18 protein-coding genes and 1 pseudogene are annotated in these 17,144 nt (G+C 59.4%); 5 read left to right on the forward strand and 14 right to left on the reverse strand.

Annotated features, from left to right (window positions below; genetic code table 11):
• The 3 genes and pseudogenes from HX812_RS30830 to HX812_RS30840 all read right to left on the reverse strand — a co-directional run.
• Window positions 1-222: pseudogene (locus HX812_RS30830) on the reverse strand (glutamate--cysteine ligase); the annotation flags it as partial.
• A gap of 214 nt (window positions 223-436) precedes the next feature.
• Window positions 437-820, reverse strand: a complete 384-nt coding sequence (locus HX812_RS30835) for a PaaI family thioesterase (RefSeq protein ID WP_038850306.1) — start codon at window positions 818-820, stop codon at window positions 437-439.
• On the reverse strand, window positions 820-3,144 hold the full coding sequence (locus HX812_RS30840; RefSeq protein ID WP_038850305.1) for a Tex family protein: 2,325 nt from the start codon (window positions 3,142-3,144) through the stop codon (window positions 820-822). The genes HX812_RS30835 and HX812_RS30840 overlap by 1 nt, the downstream gene beginning before the upstream one ends.
• A 356-nt stretch (window positions 3,145-3,500) precedes the next feature.
• Here HX812_RS30840 and ompR point away from each other — a divergent pair, with 356 nt between their 5' ends.
• Together ompR and HX812_RS30850 are read left to right on the forward strand one after the other, a co-directional pair.
• A complete protein-coding gene (ompR, locus tag HX812_RS30845) occupies window positions 3,501-4,241 on the forward strand; it encodes a two-component system response regulator OmpR (protein WP_016979041.1) in 741 nt (246 codons plus the stop codon).
• 117 nt (window positions 4,242-4,358) lie between these two features.
• Complete coding sequence (locus HX812_RS30850; RefSeq protein WP_016979042.1) at window positions 4,359-5,672, forward strand: ATP-binding protein; 1,314 nt, start codon at window positions 4,359-4,361, stop codon at window positions 5,670-5,672.
• A gap of 125 nt (window positions 5,673-5,797) precedes the next feature.
• Here the strand turns inward: HX812_RS30850 and rimK are convergent, their stop codons facing one another.
• Window positions 5,798-6,703, reverse strand: a complete 906-nt coding sequence (rimK, locus tag HX812_RS30855; RefSeq protein WP_010214091.1) for a 30S ribosomal protein S6--L-glutamate ligase — start codon at window positions 6,701-6,703, stop codon at window positions 5,798-5,800.
• The gene (locus HX812_RS30860) at window positions 6,700-7,149 is read right to left on the reverse strand and encodes an ATP-dependent zinc protease (RefSeq protein WP_170949822.1); all 450 of its coding nucleotides are present in this window, start codon (window positions 7,147-7,149) and stop codon (window positions 6,700-6,702) included. Before HX812_RS30860 ends, rimK begins: the two co-directional genes overlap by 4 nt.
• A gap of 327 nt (window positions 7,150-7,476) precedes the next feature.
• Here HX812_RS30860 and HX812_RS30865 point away from each other — a divergent pair, with 327 nt between their 5' ends.
• Complete coding sequence (locus tag HX812_RS30865; protein ID WP_016979044.1) at window positions 7,477-7,884, forward strand: RNA-binding S4 domain-containing protein; 408 nt, start codon at window positions 7,477-7,479, stop codon at window positions 7,882-7,884.
• A gap of 73 nt (window positions 7,885-7,957) precedes the next feature.
• Here HX812_RS30865 and HX812_RS30870 read toward each other — a convergent pair whose 3' ends face one another.
• A complete protein-coding gene (locus HX812_RS30870) occupies window positions 7,958-8,761 on the reverse strand; it encodes a phosphatase PAP2 family protein (RefSeq protein WP_038845167.1) in 804 nt (267 codons plus the stop codon).
• 104 nt (window positions 8,762-8,865) lie between these two features.
• Here HX812_RS30870 and hslO point away from each other — a divergent pair, with 104 nt between their 5' ends.
• Together hslO and HX812_RS30880 are read left to right on the forward strand one after the other, a co-directional pair.
• Window positions 8,866-9,768 carry an Hsp33 family molecular chaperone HslO gene (gene hslO, locus HX812_RS30875; RefSeq protein ID WP_016979046.1) on the forward strand — a complete coding sequence of 301 codons (903 nt, stop codon included), beginning with the start codon at window positions 8,866-8,868 and terminating at the stop codon, window positions 9,766-9,768.
• Between the two features lie 179 nt (window positions 9,769-9,947).
• Window positions 9,948-11,489: a phosphoenolpyruvate carboxykinase gene (locus tag HX812_RS30880; RefSeq protein ID WP_016979047.1), complete on the forward strand. Its 1,542-nt coding sequence runs from the start codon at window positions 9,948-9,950 to the stop codon at window positions 11,487-11,489.
• A gap of 57 nt (window positions 11,490-11,546) precedes the next feature.
• Here the strand turns inward: HX812_RS30880 and HX812_RS30885 are convergent, their stop codons facing one another.
• From HX812_RS30885 to HX812_RS30920, 8 genes are all read right to left on the reverse strand, one after another.
• On the reverse strand, window positions 11,547-12,410 hold the full coding sequence (locus HX812_RS30885; protein ID WP_235165423.1) for a DMT family transporter: 864 nt from the start codon (window positions 12,408-12,410) through the stop codon (window positions 11,547-11,549).
• A gap of 17 nt (window positions 12,411-12,427) precedes the next feature.
• Entirely contained in the window at window positions 12,428-12,784 is a 357-nt protein-coding gene (locus HX812_RS30890; RefSeq protein WP_033898738.1) for a DUF1493 family protein, read from the reverse strand.
• 269 nt (window positions 12,785-13,053) lie between these two features.
• Window positions 13,054-13,698 carry a DUF1493 family protein gene (locus HX812_RS30895; protein ID WP_080642378.1) on the reverse strand — a complete coding sequence of 215 codons (645 nt, stop codon included), beginning with the start codon at window positions 13,696-13,698 and terminating at the stop codon, window positions 13,054-13,056.
• Between the two features lie 4 nt (window positions 13,699-13,702).
• Window positions 13,703-14,185 carry a hypothetical protein gene (locus tag HX812_RS30900; RefSeq protein ID WP_038845164.1) on the reverse strand — a complete coding sequence of 161 codons (483 nt, stop codon included), beginning with the start codon at window positions 14,183-14,185 and terminating at the stop codon, window positions 13,703-13,705.
• Between the two features lie 288 nt (window positions 14,186-14,473).
• Complete coding sequence (locus HX812_RS30905; RefSeq protein ID WP_025999964.1) at window positions 14,474-14,770, reverse strand: hypothetical protein; 297 nt, start codon at window positions 14,768-14,770, stop codon at window positions 14,474-14,476.
• Window positions 14,771-15,071: 301 nt separating this feature from the next.
• Entirely contained in the window at window positions 15,072-15,671 is a 600-nt protein-coding gene (locus tag HX812_RS30910; protein WP_038845162.1) for a putative adenosine monophosphate-protein transferase Fic, read from the reverse strand.
• Window positions 15,671-15,841 (reverse strand): YhfG family protein, encoded by a 171-nt coding sequence (locus tag HX812_RS30915; RefSeq protein WP_016979054.1) that lies wholly within the window; start codon window positions 15,839-15,841, stop codon window positions 15,671-15,673. The genes HX812_RS30910 and HX812_RS30915 overlap by 1 nt, the downstream gene beginning before the upstream one ends.
• Before the next feature lie 115 nt (window positions 15,842-15,956).
• Window positions 15,957-17,006 (reverse strand): S8 family peptidase, encoded by a 1,050-nt coding sequence (locus HX812_RS30920; protein ID WP_050572411.1) that lies wholly within the window; start codon window positions 17,004-17,006, stop codon window positions 15,957-15,959.
• Window positions 17,007-17,144 lie beyond the last annotated feature (138 nt).

Below are 17,144 nucleotides of genomic sequence, written 5' to 3' on the forward strand. Positions count from 1 at the left end.
GGCGGGAGTGATGAACTCCAGCAGCGATTCCGAGTAGTCGGTGGTGATCTGTTCGTGGGTCAATGCGGCGCCCAAGGCTTCAGGGTGCGGCGTTTGTGCCAGTCGACCCTCACCGGTGACACGCAGGCATTCGCGCTCGATGCCGTGCAAGCACTGCTCTAGCAGGGAGAGGTGTTCGCGCTTGCCGAGCAGGGCCAGGCGGCGGTTGAGAAGTTCGCTCAAGTTGGATTCCTTCACGCGTCAGTCGCCCCAATATGGGGGTGGGCAGGACGGTCTACAAGGGTGAAGTTAAAACTGGCGTGATCGCCTGGTTTAGAGTCGATTTAACCCGCTCTGAATATGCCGACTTCACTCCATGAATTTGGCTACAGCGCAGCGAGAAAATTCCGACGCCGTGATTGCAGCGCCGAAATTAACTCAAATCGGGGGTGGGGAGCTATAGGGCAGCGAAGGTGCCCTGTGCTTTTGCGACAAGTCTTTCGTCTTGATACACGTCCGCCTCGACCACCAACGTGCGGCGACCGGCATGAATCACCCGGCTGGTGCACAGCACGTCACCGTCGGACACGGCGCGAATGTAGTTGATCTTGCACTCGATAGTCGCGCTCTGCTGGTCGAAACCATGGGAGCTGGAACAGGCCAGTCCCATCGTAATGTCCACCAGGCTGAAAATCGCCCCGCCATGGAGCTTGCCCGCGCGGTTGCGCAGTTGCGGCTCCAGGGTCAGGGCCACCTCGGCAACGCCTTCTTCAAGGCGTTGCAGGCGGCAGCCGATCAGTTCGCTGAACGCGCTCTGGGTCAAACCGGCCGGGATTTCCATCAGCGTTTCTTCAACTGTTTGGCGTTGGCGAACAGCGAGGCCATGGCGTTGTTGCTTGGCGCTGCGGTGGCGGTTTCTTTGCGCGGTGCATTGTTCTGCGACTGGCGCGGTGCCGAACCCGGACGAGCACCACGGGCACCGTCGATTTTCTCGCCGGGGGTGTCGCTCATGCGCATCGACAGGCCAACGCGTTTGCGCGGGATGTCGACTTCCATCACCTTAACCTTGACCACGTCGCCGGCTTTCACCGCTTCACGCGGATCTTTGATGAACTTCTCCGAAAGCGCGGAGATATGCACCAAACCGTCCTGATGCACGCCGATGTCCACAAAGGCGCCGAAGTTGGTCACGTTGGTGACCACGCCTTCGAGGATCATGCCCAGCTCCAGATCCTTGAGGTCTTCGACGCCGTCCTGGAACTCGGCGGTCTTGAACTCGGGACGTGGGTCGCGGCCAGGTTTTTCCAGCTCTTGCAGGATGTCGGTGATAGTCGGCACACCGAAGGTTTCGTCGGTGTACTTTTTCGGATCCAGGCGTTTGAGGAACGCAGCATCGCCGATCAGCGAGCGGATATCGCGGTCGGTCTCGGCGGCGATGCGCTGCACCAGCGGGTAGGCTTCCGGGTGGACTGCGGAGGAGTCCAGCGGGTTGTCGCCGTTCATTACGCGTAGGAAACCGGCGGCTTGCTCGAAAGTTTTCTCGCCCAGGCGTGCGACTTTTTTCAGCGCTGCACGGGTTTTGAACGCGCCGTTTTCGTCGCGGTGGGTCACGATATTCTGCGCCAGGGTGGCGTTGAGGCCGGAAATGCGCGCCAGCAAGGCGACGGAAGCGGTGTTCACGTCCACGCCCACGGCGTTTACGCAGTCTTCCACTACGGCGTCCAGGCCGCGTGCCAGTTTCAGCTGCGACACGTCGTGCTGGTACTGGCCGACGCCGATGGATTTAGGATCGATCTTCACCAGTTCGGCCAATGGATCCTGCAGGCGACGGGCGATGGACACCGCACCACGGATGGACACGTCGAGGTCCGGGAATTCCTTGGAAGCCAGCTCCGACGCCGAGTACACCGAAGCGCCGGCCTCGGAGACCATGACCTTGGTCATTTTCATGGCTGGGTATTTCTTGATCAGCTCGGCGGCCAGCTTGTCGGTTTCACGGCTGGCGGTGCCGTTGCCGATGGCGATCAGGTCCACGGCGTGCTTGGCGCACAGGGCGGCCAGGATGGCCAGGGTCTGGTCCCATTTGTTGTGCGGCACATGCGGATACACCGTGGCGTGGTCCAGCAGCTTGCCGGTGGCGTCGACCACGGCAACCTTGCAGCCGGTGCGCAGGCCCGGGTCGAGGCCCAGGGTGGCACGCGGGCCGGCCGGGGCCGACAGCAGCAGGTCGTGCAGGTTGTGGGCGAACACGTTGATCGCCTCGGTCTCGGCGCCGTCGCGCAGTTCGCCCAGCAGATCGGTTTCCAGGTGGGTGTAGAGCTTGACCTTCCAGGTCCAGCGCACCACTTCACCGAGCCACTTGTCCGCAGGACGGTTCTGATTCTGAATGCCGAATTGTTGACCGATCATGCCTTCGCACGGGTGCATGGTGCCCGGCAATTCGTCACCGACCTTCAGCGCGGAGCTGAGAATGCCTTCGTTGCGGCCACGGAAAATGGCGAGCGCACGGTGGGACGGCATGCTTTTCAGCGGCTCGTCATGTTCGAAGTAGTCGCGGAACTTGGCGCCTTCTTCCTCTTTGCCAGCGATGACACGGGCGCTGAGGACGGCTTCCTGTTTCAAGTAAGTGCGCAGTTTTTCCAGCAGGCTGGCGTCTTCGGCGAAGCGCTCCATGAGGATGTACTTGGCGCCTTCGAGAGCGGCCTTGACGTCGGCGACGCCTTTTTCGGCATCGATGAAGCGGGCGGCTTCGGTGTCCGGGCTCAGCGACGGGTCGTTGAACAGACCGTCGGCCAGCTCGCCCAGGCCGGCTTCCAGGGCGATCTGGCCCTTGGTGCGGCGCTTTTGCTTGTACGGCAGGTAGAGGTCTTCGAGGCGGGTCTTGGTGTCGGCGAGCTTGATGTCGCGCTCAAGCTGTGGGGTCAACTTGCCTTGTTCCTCGATGCTGGCGAGGATGCTGATGCGCCGTTCGTCGAGTTCTCGCAGGTAGCGCAGACGCTCTTCCAGGTGACGCAGTTGGATGTCGTCGAGGCTGCCGGTCACTTCTTTACGGTAACGGGCGATGAAAGGCACCGTGGAGCCTTCATCCAGTAGAGCGACGGCCGCTTCGACCTGTTGTGGGCGTACACCGAGTTCCTCGGCGATGCGGCTGTTGATGCTGTCCATAAAACCACCTGAAATTCTGAAAAGCAGCTCGCAGGCCCGGAAAACAAGGCCCTGGGAGGCTGGTTGAGCGGCCCGACTGGCGCCGCTGCCTGGGTCAAGAGGCAGCCTATTGACCCTCGAAATCGAAAAAATCACACAAGCGGGTAAAAAAAGCCTCGGCAGCAAACGGTAACGATCTGAAGTTGCCCTGCACGACGGCGCCGCATTATAACCAGCGTTCTGTCCTTGGGGGGGATTGCGCCAACGGTTGTAGGGCGCGGGTTCGCTGGCAGTTGAGGAAAAATCTGCTAACAATGCACACGGTGCGTATAACGGCAGCTAGGCCATAATGCGCGCCGAGATAAGAGGAGCATCTAATGAGCAGCACTGCACAAACTGCTGAAGGCGAAAAAATTCTCATCGTTGACGACGACCCGGGGCTGAGCAGCCTGCTGGAGCGCTTCTTCAACTCCAAGGGCTACCGTGCCCGCGCGGTGCCGAACACCGAGCAGATGGACCGCCTGTTGGGGCGTGAAGTCTTCAACCTGGTCGTACTCGACCTGATGCTGCCCGGCGAAGACGGCCTGACCGCCTGCAAACGCCTGCGCGGCGCGAACAACCAGATTCCCATCATCATGCTCACCGCCAAGGGCGATGAGCTGAGCCGCATCAAGGGCCTCGAGCTGGGCGCTGATGACTACCTGGCCAAGCCGTTCAACCCCGACGAGCTGATGGCTCGGGTCAAAGCCGTGCTGCGTCGCCAGGCACCGCCGGTTCCAGGTGCCCCAGGCAGCGAAGACGAGAGTGTCACCTTTGGCGACTACGAACTGTCGCTGGCCACCCGTGAGCTCAAGCGTGGCGATGAAGTGCACATGCTTACCACGGGTGAATTTGCTGTGCTCAAGGCCCTTGTGATGAACGCTCGCCAGCCGTTGACCCGCGACAAGCTGATGAACCTGGCCCGTGGTCGGGAATGGGACGCTCTGGAGCGCTCCATCGACGTGCAGATTTCCCGTCTGCGCCGGATGATCGAGCCTGACCCGTCCAAGCCACGGTACATCCAGACGGTATGGGGCGTGGGTTATGTGTTTGTGCCGGACGGCAATAAAACCAGTTGACCGGTGATTTGCAGGGGCGGGCATCCTGGCGTTTGACTCCATGAGGGTCGACGGGATGTCCGGCGTCTGCAATTCTGCGAGCGCCGCTCGTTTCTGCAAGGTATCTAGCAGTCTTCTATGAAAACCCCGCTGTGGTTCCCCCAAAGTTTTTTCTCCCGCACCCTTTGGCTGGTGCTGATCGTCGTTCTGTTTTCCAAGGCACTCACACTGGTTTATCTGTTGATGAACGAGGACGTGCTGGTGGACCGGCAATACAGCCACGGTGTCGCCTTGACGTTGCGCGCCTATTGGGCGGCAGACCCGGAGAACCGCGAGAAGATCGCCAAGGCCGCGACCCTGGTGCGCGTCGCCGGTGCAGGTGTGCCGGAGGGCGAGCAGCATTGGCCCTACAGTGAAATCTACCAACGCCAGATGCAGGCCGAACTGGGTGAAGACACCGAGGTGCGGTTGCGCATGCATGTGTCGCCCGCATTGTGGGTACGTGCGCCGAGCCTGGGCGAAGATTGGTTGAAAGTGCCGTTGTACCCGCACCCGCTGCGGGGGCAGAAGATCTGGAACGTGTTGGGCTGGTTCCTGGCGATCGGTCTGCTTTCAACGGCCTCGGCATGGATTTTCGTACGCCAGCTCAACCAGCCTCTAAAACGCCTTGTGTTTGCCGCCCGACAACTGGGCCAGGGGCGCAGCGTGCGTCTTCCGGTCAGCGATACGCCGAGTGAGATGACCGAGGTGTACGGCGCGTTCAACCAGATGGCGGAAGACGTCGAACAGGCCGGGCGCGAACGCGAGTTGATGCTGGCGGGGGTGTCCCATGACCTGCGCACACCGTTGACGCGATTGCGCTTGTCTCTGGAGTTAATGGGCAACCATAGCGACCTCACTGACGACATGGTCCGCGACATCGAGGACATGGACGCGATCCTCGACCAGTTCCTGGCGTTTATCCGCGATGGCCGTGATGAAGTGGTTGAAGAAGTCGACCTGACGGACCTGGTGCGTGAGGTGGTCGCGCCCTACAACCAGAACGGTGAACAGGTACGTATGCGCCTGGAGCCGATCCAGCCGTTTGCGTTGCGTCGAGTGTCGATGAAGCGCCTGTTGAATAACCTGATCGGCAACGCCTTGCATCACGCCGGTTCCGATGTGGAAGTGGCGGCCTATGTGTCCGGCGACAGTGCTGCGCCTTATGTGGTGCTGAGCGTGATGGACCGGGGCGCAGGCATCGACCCGGACGAGTTGGAAGGCATCTTCAACCCGTTCACCCGTGGCGACCGTGCCCGGGGCGGCAAGGGGACTGGCTTGGGGTTGGCGATTGTGCGGCGGATTGCCTCGATGCATGGCGGCAATGTTGAGCTGCGCAATCGCGAAGAGGGTGGCCTGGAGGCGCGGGTGCGTTTGCCGCTTGGGCTGATGTTGCCCCGCGACGCGGTCTAAGCAACAACACAGGCCGAATGTGGGAGCGGGCTTGCTCGCGAATGCAGGGGGTCAGTCGATACATACTTGACTGATCCACCGCTTTCGCGAGCAAGCCCGCTCCCACACTGGTTTGTGGCGGTTGATCAGCCCTTGCCCTTGGTCCGAGTCATATTCGGCCCACCATTCTTCTCCAGATGCTGAATGATGATCCCCGCCACATCCTTCCCGGTGGTGGTTTCAATGCCTTCCAGGCCCGGTGACGAGTTCACCTCCATTACCAGCGGCCCGTGATTGGAGCGCAGGATATCCACACCCGCCACACTCAACCCCATCACCTTGGCTGCCCGCAGTGCGGTCATGCGTTCTTCCGGGGTGATCTTGATCAGGCTGGCGCTGCCGCCACGGTGCAGGTTGGAGCGGAACTCCCCCGGCTTGGCCTGGCGCTTCATCGCCGCAATCACCTTGTCGCCCACCACGAAGCAGCGGATATCTGCACCGCCAGCTTCCTTGATGTATTCCTGCACCATGATGTTCTGCTTGAGGCCCATGAACGCCTCGATCACGGATTCGGCCGCTGTCGCGGTTTCACACAGCACCACGCCGATACCCTGGGTGCCTTCCAGCACCTTGATCACCAGCGGCGCGCCGTTGACCATGTCGATCAGATCGGGGATGTCATCGGGGGAGTGGGCAAAGCCCGTCACCGGCAGGCCGATACCCCGGCGCGACAACAGTTGCAGCGAGCGCAGCTTGTCCCGTGAACGGGCAATGGCGACCGACTCGTTGAGGGGAAACACCCCCATCATTTCGAACTGGCGCAACACCGCGCAGCCATAGAACGTCACCGAGGCGCCGATGCGTGGGATCACCGCATCAAACCCCTCCAGCGGCTTGCCCCGGTAGTGGATCTGCGGCTTGTGGCTGGCAATGTTCATATAGGCACGCAACGTGTCGATCACCACCATTTCGTGGCCACGTTCGGTGCCGGCCTCAACCAGGCGGCGGGTGGAATACAGACGCGGGTTTCGCGACAGCACAGCAATCTTCATGCAGCACCTGGGACAGAAAGAGTAGAGACCGGGAACACCGGCTTGTCTTGAACGTACTTGATGCCGGGATTGACCACCAGTTGGCCGTCAATCAAGGCTTTGGATCCCAGCAATAGCCGGTAACGCATGGCTTTGCGGCAGGCCAGGGTAAATTCCACCCGCCATACCCGATCACCCAGCGCCAACGTGGTGCTGATGACATAGCGCACCTGCGCATGGCCGTTGGAGCTCTTGATGGTTTTCATCGTCACCAGGGGCGCTTCGCAGCGGCGGTGACGCAGTTGCACAACGCTGCCCAGGTGCGCGGTAAAGCGCACCCACTTCTCACCGTCGCGCTCGAACGGCTCGATATCGGTAGCGTGCAGGCTTGAGGTGCTGGCACCGGTGTCGATCTTTGCGCGCAGGCCTGCCACTCCCAAGTCGGGAAGTGCCACCCACTCACGCAGACCCACAACGGTCAAATGGTCAAATGTCTTCAATATGGATAACCGGTATTTCAGAAATGTTTCGTAGTTGTCGAGGACAGTAACGTCCAACGGCTCACGGAGTGTGACAATCCCTGCCATCACTGAGGCTAGGTGCCGAATTCGCGGTATTCACGCAGAATAATCGGCAAATGGCGACAGATATCTCTCAAGCTTCAATAATCAGTGATGCTTGGGCAAGGCACGCAAAACTCGAGGTGTCTGGCGTATCTTAGGTGAGCCTTGAGGTTTATGCGTCGAAGGGTTCCAAGAGTAAGGTTGCGACATTTTTCAGAGCGAGGAATTCAAGTGGCTCAAAAGCAGGAAGAGGAAGAAAAGGTCCGATTGGACAAGTGGCTGTGGGCCGCGCGTTTTTATAAAACCCGTGCCTTGGCCAAGGCCGCCATTGAGAGCGGCAAGGTGCACCATCGCGGCGAGCGCTGCAAGCCGGGCAAGGAGCCGCGTGTCGGCGATGAGTTCCAGATTCGTGTCGGGTTTGATGAAAAGACGGTCGTGGTTCAGGCGCTTTCCATCGTGCGCCGTGGTGCGCCTGAAGCACAGGCGTTGTACACCGAGACCGAAGCCAGCATCGCCAAGCGTGAAAATGCGGCGGCGATGCGTAAGGCGGGCGCCACGGGCATGACCACCGATGGCAAACCGAGCAAGAAGCAGCGCCGCGACCTGTTCAAGTTTCGCGGCAGTGGCAATGATGACTGACTGCGCAAATCTCCAGTACAAAGGCGATCAAGTGTGGGAGCAGGCAAGCCAGCTCCCACATGAGCCAGCGGTGTTATGCGGCTGTGCGCAAGACGCTCAATCGGCCAAGCAAGGGCAGCCTGCCCAGTAATTCAAACACCGGCGCCGTCACCCGCAGCAACCCACTCGAAACCTTCGCCGCAAACGGCGTGTAATACCCCCATCCCAACGCCAACAGCGCCAGCAACACCCCGCCAATGTAATCGTCCTGGCCCCAATGCGCGCCCGCCACCAGGCGCGGCATCATGAACAGCAGCGCCAGGCCCCAGATCACCAGCACCTGGCCGATGCGCTTGGCGAACACTGTCATGAACATTCCCCAGATCAACAGCACCGATGCATGATCCCCTGGAAAACTCTGACTCGATCGGTCCTTCAATTCCCAGGTCTTCTCCAAACCCGGGAAGTAGTCGCTCATCTGGATCGCGCCACTGATCACCATCGACGGGCTGCTGTGTTGCCAACCCATGTGCGCCGCGAATTTGGAAAACAGCATGCGGATAAACAGCAACAGCAGCAGAATGCCGACAAAACCTAACAATGCCTGGCGCACCTGCACGGCCTTGAAGACCCAGTCGCCGCGAATCAGCAGCGTCAGCAGAATCACGCCGACCACCGCATCGAACGGCCGCAAACTGGCTACCGCCCACACGTGCAGCCAGGTCGAGTTGCTGGCCAGCGGGTCATTGAGCAGATGAAACAGCCACTCGTCGAAAAGCACACACAGCATCTGGCCCGTGGGCCACAGCCAAAAACACAGCAGTGCGATAGCGAGTAGATTGCAAAAGGCCCATCGCCCGAGGTTCCACTTGGCTTGGAACAAACCCGGATTGTTCATAAACTGTCCCCCACGGCTCTAGAAAACCGCACCAAAACGGTGCTAAAGCGTTTAATTCTATAAACCTTGTAATCAATTTGTCATCAATTCAGATACCCAGACCTATGACTGATCTACCGGATACCGACTTCACCCAACGCTTCATCTTTGACGAGAGCGACGCCCGCGGCGAGCTGGTCTCGCTGGAGCGCAGCTATGCCGAAGTCCTCGCCAAGCACCCCTATCCGGAGCCGGTCGCGCAACTGCTCGGGGAGCTGATGGCAGCGGCGGCGCTGCTGGTGGGCACCATGAAATTCGACGGGCTGCTGATCCTGCAGGCACGTTCCGAAGGCCCGGTGCCGATGCTGATGATCGAGTGCTCCAGCGAGCGCGAAATCCGTGGGTTGGCCCGTTACGAGGCCGACCAGATTGCCCCGGACGCCACCTTGTCCGACCTGATGGCCAACGGCGTGCTGGCGATCACCGTCGACCCCACCGAAGGCCAGCGCTACCAAGGCATCGTCGACCTGGACGGCGAAACCCTGTCGGACTGCTTCACCAACTATTTCGTAATGTCCCAGCAGGTCGGCACCAAGTTCTGGCTCAACGCTGACGGCAAACGCGCCCGCGGCATGCTGTTGCAGCAATTGCCACCCGATCGCATCAAGGACGAAGACGAGCGCACCGACAGCTGGCGCAAGCTGACGGCCCTGGCCGGCACCCTCACCGCTGAAGAGCAACTGGGCCTGGACAACGAAACCATCCTGCATCGCCTGTACCACGAAGAAGCCGTGCGACTGTTTGACGCACAAGGCCTGCACTTCAATTGCAGCTGCTCGCGCGAGCGCTCGGCCAATGCCTTGGTCAGCCTCGGCCTGGAAGATGCGCAAAACCTGGTGGTAGAGCACGGCGGCCATATCGAGATCGACTGCCAGTTCTGCAACGAGCGCTACCTGTTCGATGCGGCCGATGTCGCCCAATTGTTCGCCGGCGCAGGCATCGACACCCCTTCCGACACCCGCCACTAAAACGTTTAAGCACAGGTAAATCACCTGACAAACGCCGGAATAGCGCAGTTCTGACGGGAGGGCCCTACTCTTTTTGGGCTTTTCTGGCATAATCCGGCCCACTTTTTTCGCGGTAGTAGTGCGCAACTTTCTACTACAAAACGTTTGGAGCACTCGGCCATAGGCCGACGGGGAACCTCATGACGCAAGCCAACAACGCCGTATACACCGATCTGAGTGTTGACGATCTGGTTAAAGAAGCCCTGCAGCGTGGTGAAGGCGTGCTCGCCGATACTGGCGCGCTGGTCGTCGAAACCGGTCACCGTACTGGCCGTTCGCCGGTCGACCGTTTCATCGTTGAAGAGCCTTCCACCCAGGCTTCCATCGCCTGGGGCCCGATCAACCGCAAGTTCCCGGCCGACAAGTTCGATGCCCTGTGGGCTCGCGTCGAGGCCTTCAACAACGCGCAAGAGCATTTCGTTTCCCATGTTCACGTAGGGGCTGCCGAAGACCACTACCTGGCCGTGAAAATGACCACTCAAACTGCCTGGCAGAACCTGTTCGGTCGTTGCCTGTTCATCAACCCGGCCCAGTACAACCCGGCCGGTCGTGAAGAGTGGCAAGTGCTCAACGTGGCCAACTTCGAATGCGTGCCAGAGCGTGACGGCACCAACTCCGACGGTTGCGTGATCCTCAACTTCGCCCAGAAGAAAGTGCTGATCGCCGGCATGCGTTACGCCGGTGAGATGAAGAAAGCCATGTTCTCGGTGCAGAACTTCCTGCTGCCGGCTTCCGACGTGCTGCCAATGCACTGCGCCGCCAACATCGGCGAAGCAGGCGACGTGACCCTGTTCTTCGGTCTGTCGGGCACCGGTAAAACCACCCTGTCCGCCGACGAAAGCCGTTACCTGATCGGTGACGACGAACACGGCTGGGGCGAAGGCGTGGTGTTCAACATCGAAGGCGGTTGCTATGCCAAGTGCATCGACCTGTCCGAGAAGAACGAGCCGGTCATCTGGAAAGCCATCAAGCACGGCGCCGTGCTGGAAAACGTGGTGATCGACGAGGCCAAGCACGCCGACTACACCAACGTCAGCCTGACCCAGAACAGCCGCGCCGCCTACCCGCTGGAGCACGTTGCCAAGCGTTCCGAGAAGAACCTGGGCGGCGAGCCAAACGCGGTAATCTTCCTGACCTGCGACCTGACCGGCGTACTGCCGCCTGTGTCGATCCTCAGCGAAGAACAAGCGGCCTACCACTTCCTGTCCGGCTACACCGCACTGGTGGGCTCGACCGAAATGGGTTCCGGCGGCGGCATCAAGTCGACCTTCTCCACCTGCTTCGGTGCACCGTTCTTCCCGCGCCCGGCTGGTGAATACGCCGAGCTGCTGATCAAGCGCATCCGCGGCTTCGGCTCCAAGGTCTACCTGGTCAACACCGGCTGGACCGGCGGCGGCTACGGCGTCGGCAACCGCTTCAACATCCCGACCACTCGCGGCGTCATCGCAGCGATCCAGAGCGGCGCGTTGATCGGTGCAGAAACCGAACACCTCGACACCATCAACCTCGACGTGCCACTGGCCGTACCGGGCGTTGAAACCGGCCTGTTGAACCCACGTAACACCTGGGCTGACAAAGCTGCCTACGACGAAGCGGCGAAGGCGCTGGCGGGTCTGTTCATCGAGAACTTCAAGAAGTTTGAAGTGAGCGATGCGATCAAGGCAGCGGGTCCTAAGTTGTAAGATTCGAGCGTTGTGAAAAAGCCGCCTCTTGTGGGCGGCTTTTTTGTGCGCGAACGCTTAGTCGGCGATGTGCAGAACCACCGCGCCGACCAGTACCAGCACAACCCCCACCACCTGCACCACCGACAACCGCTCCTTGAAAAACACAAACCCCAAAATCGCCGCAATACCGCCCGACAACGTACTGATCACCGTCACCACCGACACCGACCCCGCCATCGCCCCCCAGGAAAACGCCGAGAACCCACCCAGGTTCATCAAGCTTGCACCGGTCAGCGTTGCGCAGTTTTTCAGCGGTGGGATTTTCAGGCCGTCCTTGATCTTCAGTACCATCACCACCAATACGCAGAGCCCCACCAGGTAACCGAGCCACAGCATGGTGATCGGCCCCAGCGCGGGCAGGGTGTAGCGGCCTTGCAGCCAGAAGCTGGTGCCGTACAGCAAGGCGGCGAGCATGGCGTAGGCGATCGACTGGCGAGGGTTGTTGTGGGGGACGCCGTTGTCTTTATGAATGCTGGAGAGGATCACGCCGATCACGCACACGGCGATGCAGCCCAGTTGCGTCAGGCTGATGTGCTCGCCGCTGGCCCAGGACAGCAAGGTGGTCACCACGCCGTAGGACGTCACCAGCGGCGCGACGATGGCGGCTTTGCCAAGGGCGAAGGCCTTGGACAGCGCCAGGGCGCCGGAGACGGTGAACAGGGCGGCGGCGACGCCCAGGAGCCACACGCTCAGCGGGGCGTCGAGGGATTTGAACAGCACGCTTGGGAGAATGACCAGCAGCACGGTCATGATCAGGAAGCCGAGGGCTTGGCCAAAATACACCGCGCGTTTAACGCCCACGGCTCGGGCATTGAGGCCCACGAGAAAATCCGTACCCCCCCAGAGCAGGGCGGCCAGCAGGCCCATTGTTACGTCCATGTAAGGTCCTTAGTGTTTCAGCTCAGGTTTTCCAGCGTCTGCGTGTCCCAGCTTTGAGTCTTGATGGCCAGGTAGAGCATGCCGAGGGTCAGCGGCACTTTTTCGCCGCGCCCCTTGGCGCGGCGTTTGAGAAACACATCGAACACCGGCGGGTTGAAGTAACGATAAGTGTCGAAGTCGCCCAGGTCGAGCGCAAATTCCTGCTCCAGCGCTTCCATCAGTTGCTTGGCCTCACTGCCGTCGCAGCCGAGGTCGAAGTTGATCGAGGTTTGCAGGCGGATCGTCTTGTGTTTGGGCAGGCCGATTTCTTCGTGCAGCAGTTGCAGGAGTTGCTGCATGACGGGGTCTTCGGGGAAGTTGGGCGCGAGGTTCATGGTGGGGGCACGCAGGAGTGGGTGAGGGGAACGGTTGCGGCGAAGCGAGTATTCGTTTCGAGTGATGAAGAGTGCCAAGCCTATCAAGAATACGAAGACAGGGAGGAAGGGCATTCTGAGGATGACCGCCACATAGGGTAGGAGGAACGTTAAGGTGAGGCCTGTTGCGATAAAAATGAGAGCGAAGCGCTTTCTAAGGGTACGGTCAGTAATCTGATAATGAAGCAACAGGTAGAACCCGAGAAAACACACTAATTGCAGGCAGAAATTCATGGTTTCTCGTACGCCTTGGCTTCGAGTGTCCGGGTGTCCCAGTGCTTTGCTTTGACGGCCCGGTAGAGCATGTCGATGGTTAGAGGGCGCTTTCCCGTGCTGCCTTTTTCCACAAATCGCAAATAGGTATCAAAGCCGCGACGCTTGAAGTAGCGGTTGCTGTTGTAGTCACCTGGTCTCAAACCGAAATCCAGCTTCAGTATTGCCATCAATTGCTTGGCTTCGGCACGATTACATCCGAGGTCGTGGTTGACTGACGTGTTGAGGGAGATGGTTTTGTGTTTGGGCAGACCGACGCCCTCATGCAAAATTTGCAAGAGATGAAGCATGAGCGGGTCATCAGGAAAGTCCGGTGCAAGGTTCAAGGTCGGGGCGATGAATAAAGGGTGAGTGGTTTTAGCCCTGCAATAGATATTTTGGGTGCTCAATAAGCCTATGCCTGTCACGAAGGCGACTATCGGCAGGCTTTCAAGCCGTGCCTCTCTGATCCAAGAGGTGGCATATAACAGAAGTGTTGGGCCGGCTACCAATAGGCCGAGTCCAAGCCATCTTCTGAGCAAGGGCTGCTTTATTGTTCTGTCGACGATGACGGCCAGTGCGAGAAGAAGTAGCAGGTTGATCCACTGAAGGTATTCATTCATTGCATTAGCCACCCTGGAACTGTCGGACCATGGCCGACAGTGATCGCTGGGGGCCAATTCCGCCGTTGACCTGTGCGTCGAGGCCAATTACCACATCACCGGCGTGATAGCTGCGAATGATCCCTTTAATAATCAAGCCAGCAGCTGCCCCAGCGGCGAACCCAACGGCTGGCGATGCCAGGCTCATGGGCGCTGACACGGCGCTGCTGATTAATCCTGCAACGATCTCCCCACGAGTGTTGAGTAAGTCAGCTTGTTGTCGGGTCAGCGGTTTGGAGATCGCAACCGTCATTTTGCAAGGCAGATCGCGAGCAAGCATTTTGCTGTAGAGATCTAGGAGTCTTTGGCGCACTTCGTTTGCAGACGTACCTGCTTCCAGCAGGCAAAGGTTTACCAGTGCAGAGTGATCGGCAGGCGGGACGACAAAACGCAGCACCGTGAAGGTAACCCCGTAGTGGCCGATATGTTGAGTCCTTTCGATGTTCACGGGTATTTGCCGGGGGCTGTTGAAAGGGCGCTAGTTTCAGTCAGAGAAAGGTGAGTTTTGTAGAGGGGCGGGCAGGAGTTTTAAGCAGTTTCGGAAGGGGATGTCGTGGCGCTTGGAGTTTTCTTACAGGGCTTTCTTGGATTTTTGGGTTGGCAGTGATTTTCGGTTGTTAAAGCGTTCAGTGGTACGAGCGAGCTTGCTCGCGAAGAACTCAAGTACGCGACGGTTATACAGAGTTACCGTGTCATCGTTGACGATCTTCGCGAGCAAGCTCGCTCCTACAAAAGCTTAGGTGTATGGCTGTTGAGGTTGCAGCTGCACGTGCTGCGCTGCTTCCAGCAAATCACAGCCGTCCTGAACGAGCAGATACAAGGCGTTGGTGATGTGGGAAATATCTTTGAGGTCGGCATGTTCGAAAGTCAGGCAGGAAAAGGTTTCAAGCAGGTCCGTAGCTGCGCGGATGCGTTGATGGGCGGCGGACTGGATGTCTTCGGCTTTGGCTTGCGTGTCGATGATAAGCGGATGGGTATCGGTGAAGTTGGTGCGTAGCTGACGATAGCGGTCCATCGTTTCAGGTATTTGCATTTCAAGGTACTCGGTTTGCTGTTAGGTAACCGACATCACCGTGGCCAAACGGTGGGTGGCGGACTGTGCGCGGGTTGGCCAGCCGGAAACAGCACTCCGACACGTCCGAAGACGTCCCCCACACAGCCGCCATAGCACTGCGATACGAGACGATAGACGTTCGAAGAGTAAGTAATGGCACTTATGTGTGCTGTTTTTCGAGTGACCAAACCCGGTCGCTGATTTGGCAGCGACGAAGCGAACCTTAGAAGTGAGTCAGTTTCCGGGCAATAAACAGATGGTTTAACTGGACAGGGTTCGATCAAGCCCCGACAGGCCGACTCACACACCGCTCAAAAATCGCCTCCAACCCCCGGTAATCACACGCCACCGCATCAATATTCGCCGGTATCCACGCCGCGTGTTTCACCAGCCACCAGTTCACCGAAAACCCCGCGTTGACGATGATCTGTTCGAACAAGATCCGTTGCGCCCGGCCGTTGCCTTCGCGGAAGGGGTGGATGACGTTAAGGTCGCCGTAGGCCTCGGCAATCCGCGTGATCAGCTCAGCCTGACTCACGCCCACATACCAGTTGGCCTCTTGCATACGCCGGATGATCTTCGCCGCTTCCGGTGGGATGCGTTCCGGGGTGCAGAACAGGGTGTCGCCTTTCTGGATGTTGACGCTGCGCAACTCGCCGGCCCAGTCGTAGAGGTCGCTGAACAGGGTGCGTTGGATGTGTTGCAGGCGGTCGAGGTCGTAGGGCGGAGGGAAGAGCGGGAGGTTGCCTACGGCGATCTCGGATAATTCCCGCTCGGCTTGGTGCAGGCGGGCTTCGTCGTGCAAATCGAGGCGGTTGCGCAGCACGCTGCTACCGGGATAGCAGTACGGATCCTGGCCCACCCCGTATTTGTCGAGCATCAGCGTGGGGTGTTGCGGTACTTGGCGAGGACGGCTTCGCGGGTCGGCAAGGGTTTGTCGACGTCAGCGGGTTGGGTGTCGAACCCTTCCAGGCGCAGGCTGGCCAGGTAATTGGAACGGCGGATCTTGTGGTAGTGATCCTGTTTTTGCTCAAACGTCGGTTCGCTCATGGCAGCGTACTCCTGGGTAGCAAGGCTTTATTGTAGCGCAATGCTTCAGAGGGTAGCCCGGAGAAAAAATCACATCAACGCGTCCCGGTGGGGGCATTGTCTGTTTGCGCTATGGCTACGGGCGCGAGGCGGCGTCGAGGTCCATCAACCCCCGGCCATAGGCTTCGCTGTTGGCATAGATACCCGTTCGATTCGCCGTACTGAGCAGGCGCTCACGCACTTGTTGCGGTGTCATCTCGGGAAAGCGACTCTGCAATGCCGCCAAGGCACCACTGACCAACGCCGCGGCCGGCGAGGTGCCGGCGGTGGGTCCGTAGCTGCCATCCTTGTTGGTGGTCAATAACCCTGCGCCACCATCGCCCCCGGGCACCGCAATGCACCAGCGTGCCGCGAGGCCGCAATAATTGGATTTGAGATTGATGGCCGTGCCGTCGTTCTTGAGGGCCATGACGGCTATCCAGCCTTTCTCCAGTTCCGGCACCAGCGCTGGCAGGCCGGGTTCGGCGAGCGGCTCACGCTTGACCTCGTTACCTGTTGAAAAGACGAATACAGCACCTTCGCCCACCAGTTTTCTTGCCACGTCCAACGAGTCACCCATCAGGCGCTCATAGATGGGAACCTCGTTGGTGTTGGCTTCAATGGGGTTCGCCCATGAATTACTGAAAATGCGTGCCCCCTTGCTATAGGCCAGCTCCCAGGCCTGGGCGATCTCGCTGTCGAAATAGAACGGCTCCTTGTCATCACCGAAACGCATGGGGATCAGTTGGGCGTTGAAGGCGATGCCATGGATGCCCTGGTCGTTCTTGTTGGCGGCGAGAATGCCGGCCATCTGGGTGCCGTGGCCCTTGATGTCGAGGGTGCCTGGCTGCTGTGTCACGAAGTCATAGCCTGGATCGGCCACGCGCCCGTGGAGCTCGGGCAGTGCCTGGTTGAGCCCTGAGTCGATCAGCGCGACTTTAACGCCCTGGCCGGTGCCGCCCCGCGCGTAGAGGGAGGATGCTTTTACAATGGGCAGGGCTTTTTGCTCGAAGTATTCGGGCGTTTCAAAACGCTGTGTATCCGGTTCAGCAGGTATTGGGGCGGAGGCGCCTGCGCAGCCCAGCAGCAATAACGACAGCGTGAACACGACGAGGTGTTGCAGTGAAAACAGTGTGCATCGAGACATCCACGACTCCTTGTCGGGGGTAGGTGATCTGGCGTGTTACTGTCTGCGTTTTTGCGCGGGCTTGCTGGTTTTCTCTGTATCAGTTTGTAGCGTTTATCCCCGACCTTTTCTTGATCGCTGATCTATGTTTTTGATTCC

The sequence above is a fragment of the Pseudomonas sp. IPO3749 genome, assembly GCF_013386605.1.
Lineage (GTDB): Bacteria > Pseudomonadota > Gammaproteobacteria > Pseudomonadales > Pseudomonadaceae > Aquipseudomonas > Aquipseudomonas azotoformans_A.

Coding starts and splice junctions, on each gene's coding strand:
- HX812_RS30880 (WP_016979047.1), top strand. CDS start 9,948: ATGACGCAAGCCAACAACGCCGTATACACCGATCTGAGTGTTGACGAT.
- ompR (WP_016979041.1), top strand. CDS start 3,501: ATGAGCAGCACTGCACAAACTGCTGAAGGCGAAAAAATTCTCATCGTT.
- HX812_RS30910 (WP_038845162.1), bottom strand. CDS start 15,671: ATGCTCGACAAATACGGGGTGGGCCAGGATCCGTACTGCTATCCCGGT.
- hslO (WP_016979046.1), top strand. CDS start 8,866: ATGACTGATCTACCGGATACCGACTTCACCCAACGCTTCATCTTTGAC.
- HX812_RS30905 (WP_025999964.1), bottom strand. CDS start 14,770: ATGCAAATACCTGAAACGATGGACCGCTATCGTCAGCTACGCACCAAC.
- HX812_RS30840 (WP_038850305.1), bottom strand. CDS start 3,144: ATGGACAGCATCAACAGCCGCATCGCCGAGGAACTCGGTGTACGCCCA.
- HX812_RS30885 (WP_235165423.1), bottom strand. CDS start 12,410: ATGGACGTAACAATGGGCCTGCTGGCCGCCCTGCTCTGGGGGGGTACG.
- HX812_RS30895 (WP_080642378.1), bottom strand. CDS start 13,698: ATGAATGAATACCTTCAGTGGATCAACCTGCTACTTCTTCTCGCACTG.
- HX812_RS30915 (WP_016979054.1), bottom strand. CDS start 15,841: ATGAGCGAACCGACGTTTGAGCAAAAACAGGATCACTACCACAAGATC.
- HX812_RS30890 (WP_033898738.1), bottom strand. CDS start 12,784: ATGAACCTCGCGCCCAACTTCCCCGAAGACCCCGTCATGCAGCAACTC.
- HX812_RS30850 (WP_016979042.1), top strand. CDS start 4,359: ATGAAAACCCCGCTGTGGTTCCCCCAAAGTTTTTTCTCCCGCACCCTT.
- HX812_RS30920 (WP_050572411.1), bottom strand. CDS start 17,006: ATGTCTCGATGCACACTGTTTTCACTGCAACACCTCGTCGTGTTCACG.
- HX812_RS30835 (WP_038850306.1), bottom strand. CDS start 820: ATGGAAATCCCGGCCGGTTTGACCCAGAGCGCGTTCAGCGAACTGATC.
- HX812_RS30870 (WP_038845167.1), bottom strand. CDS start 8,761: ATGAACAATCCGGGTTTGTTCCAAGCCAAGTGGAACCTCGGGCGATGG.
- rimK (WP_010214091.1), bottom strand. CDS start 6,703: ATGAAGATTGCTGTGCTGTCGCGAAACCCGCGTCTGTATTCCACCCGC.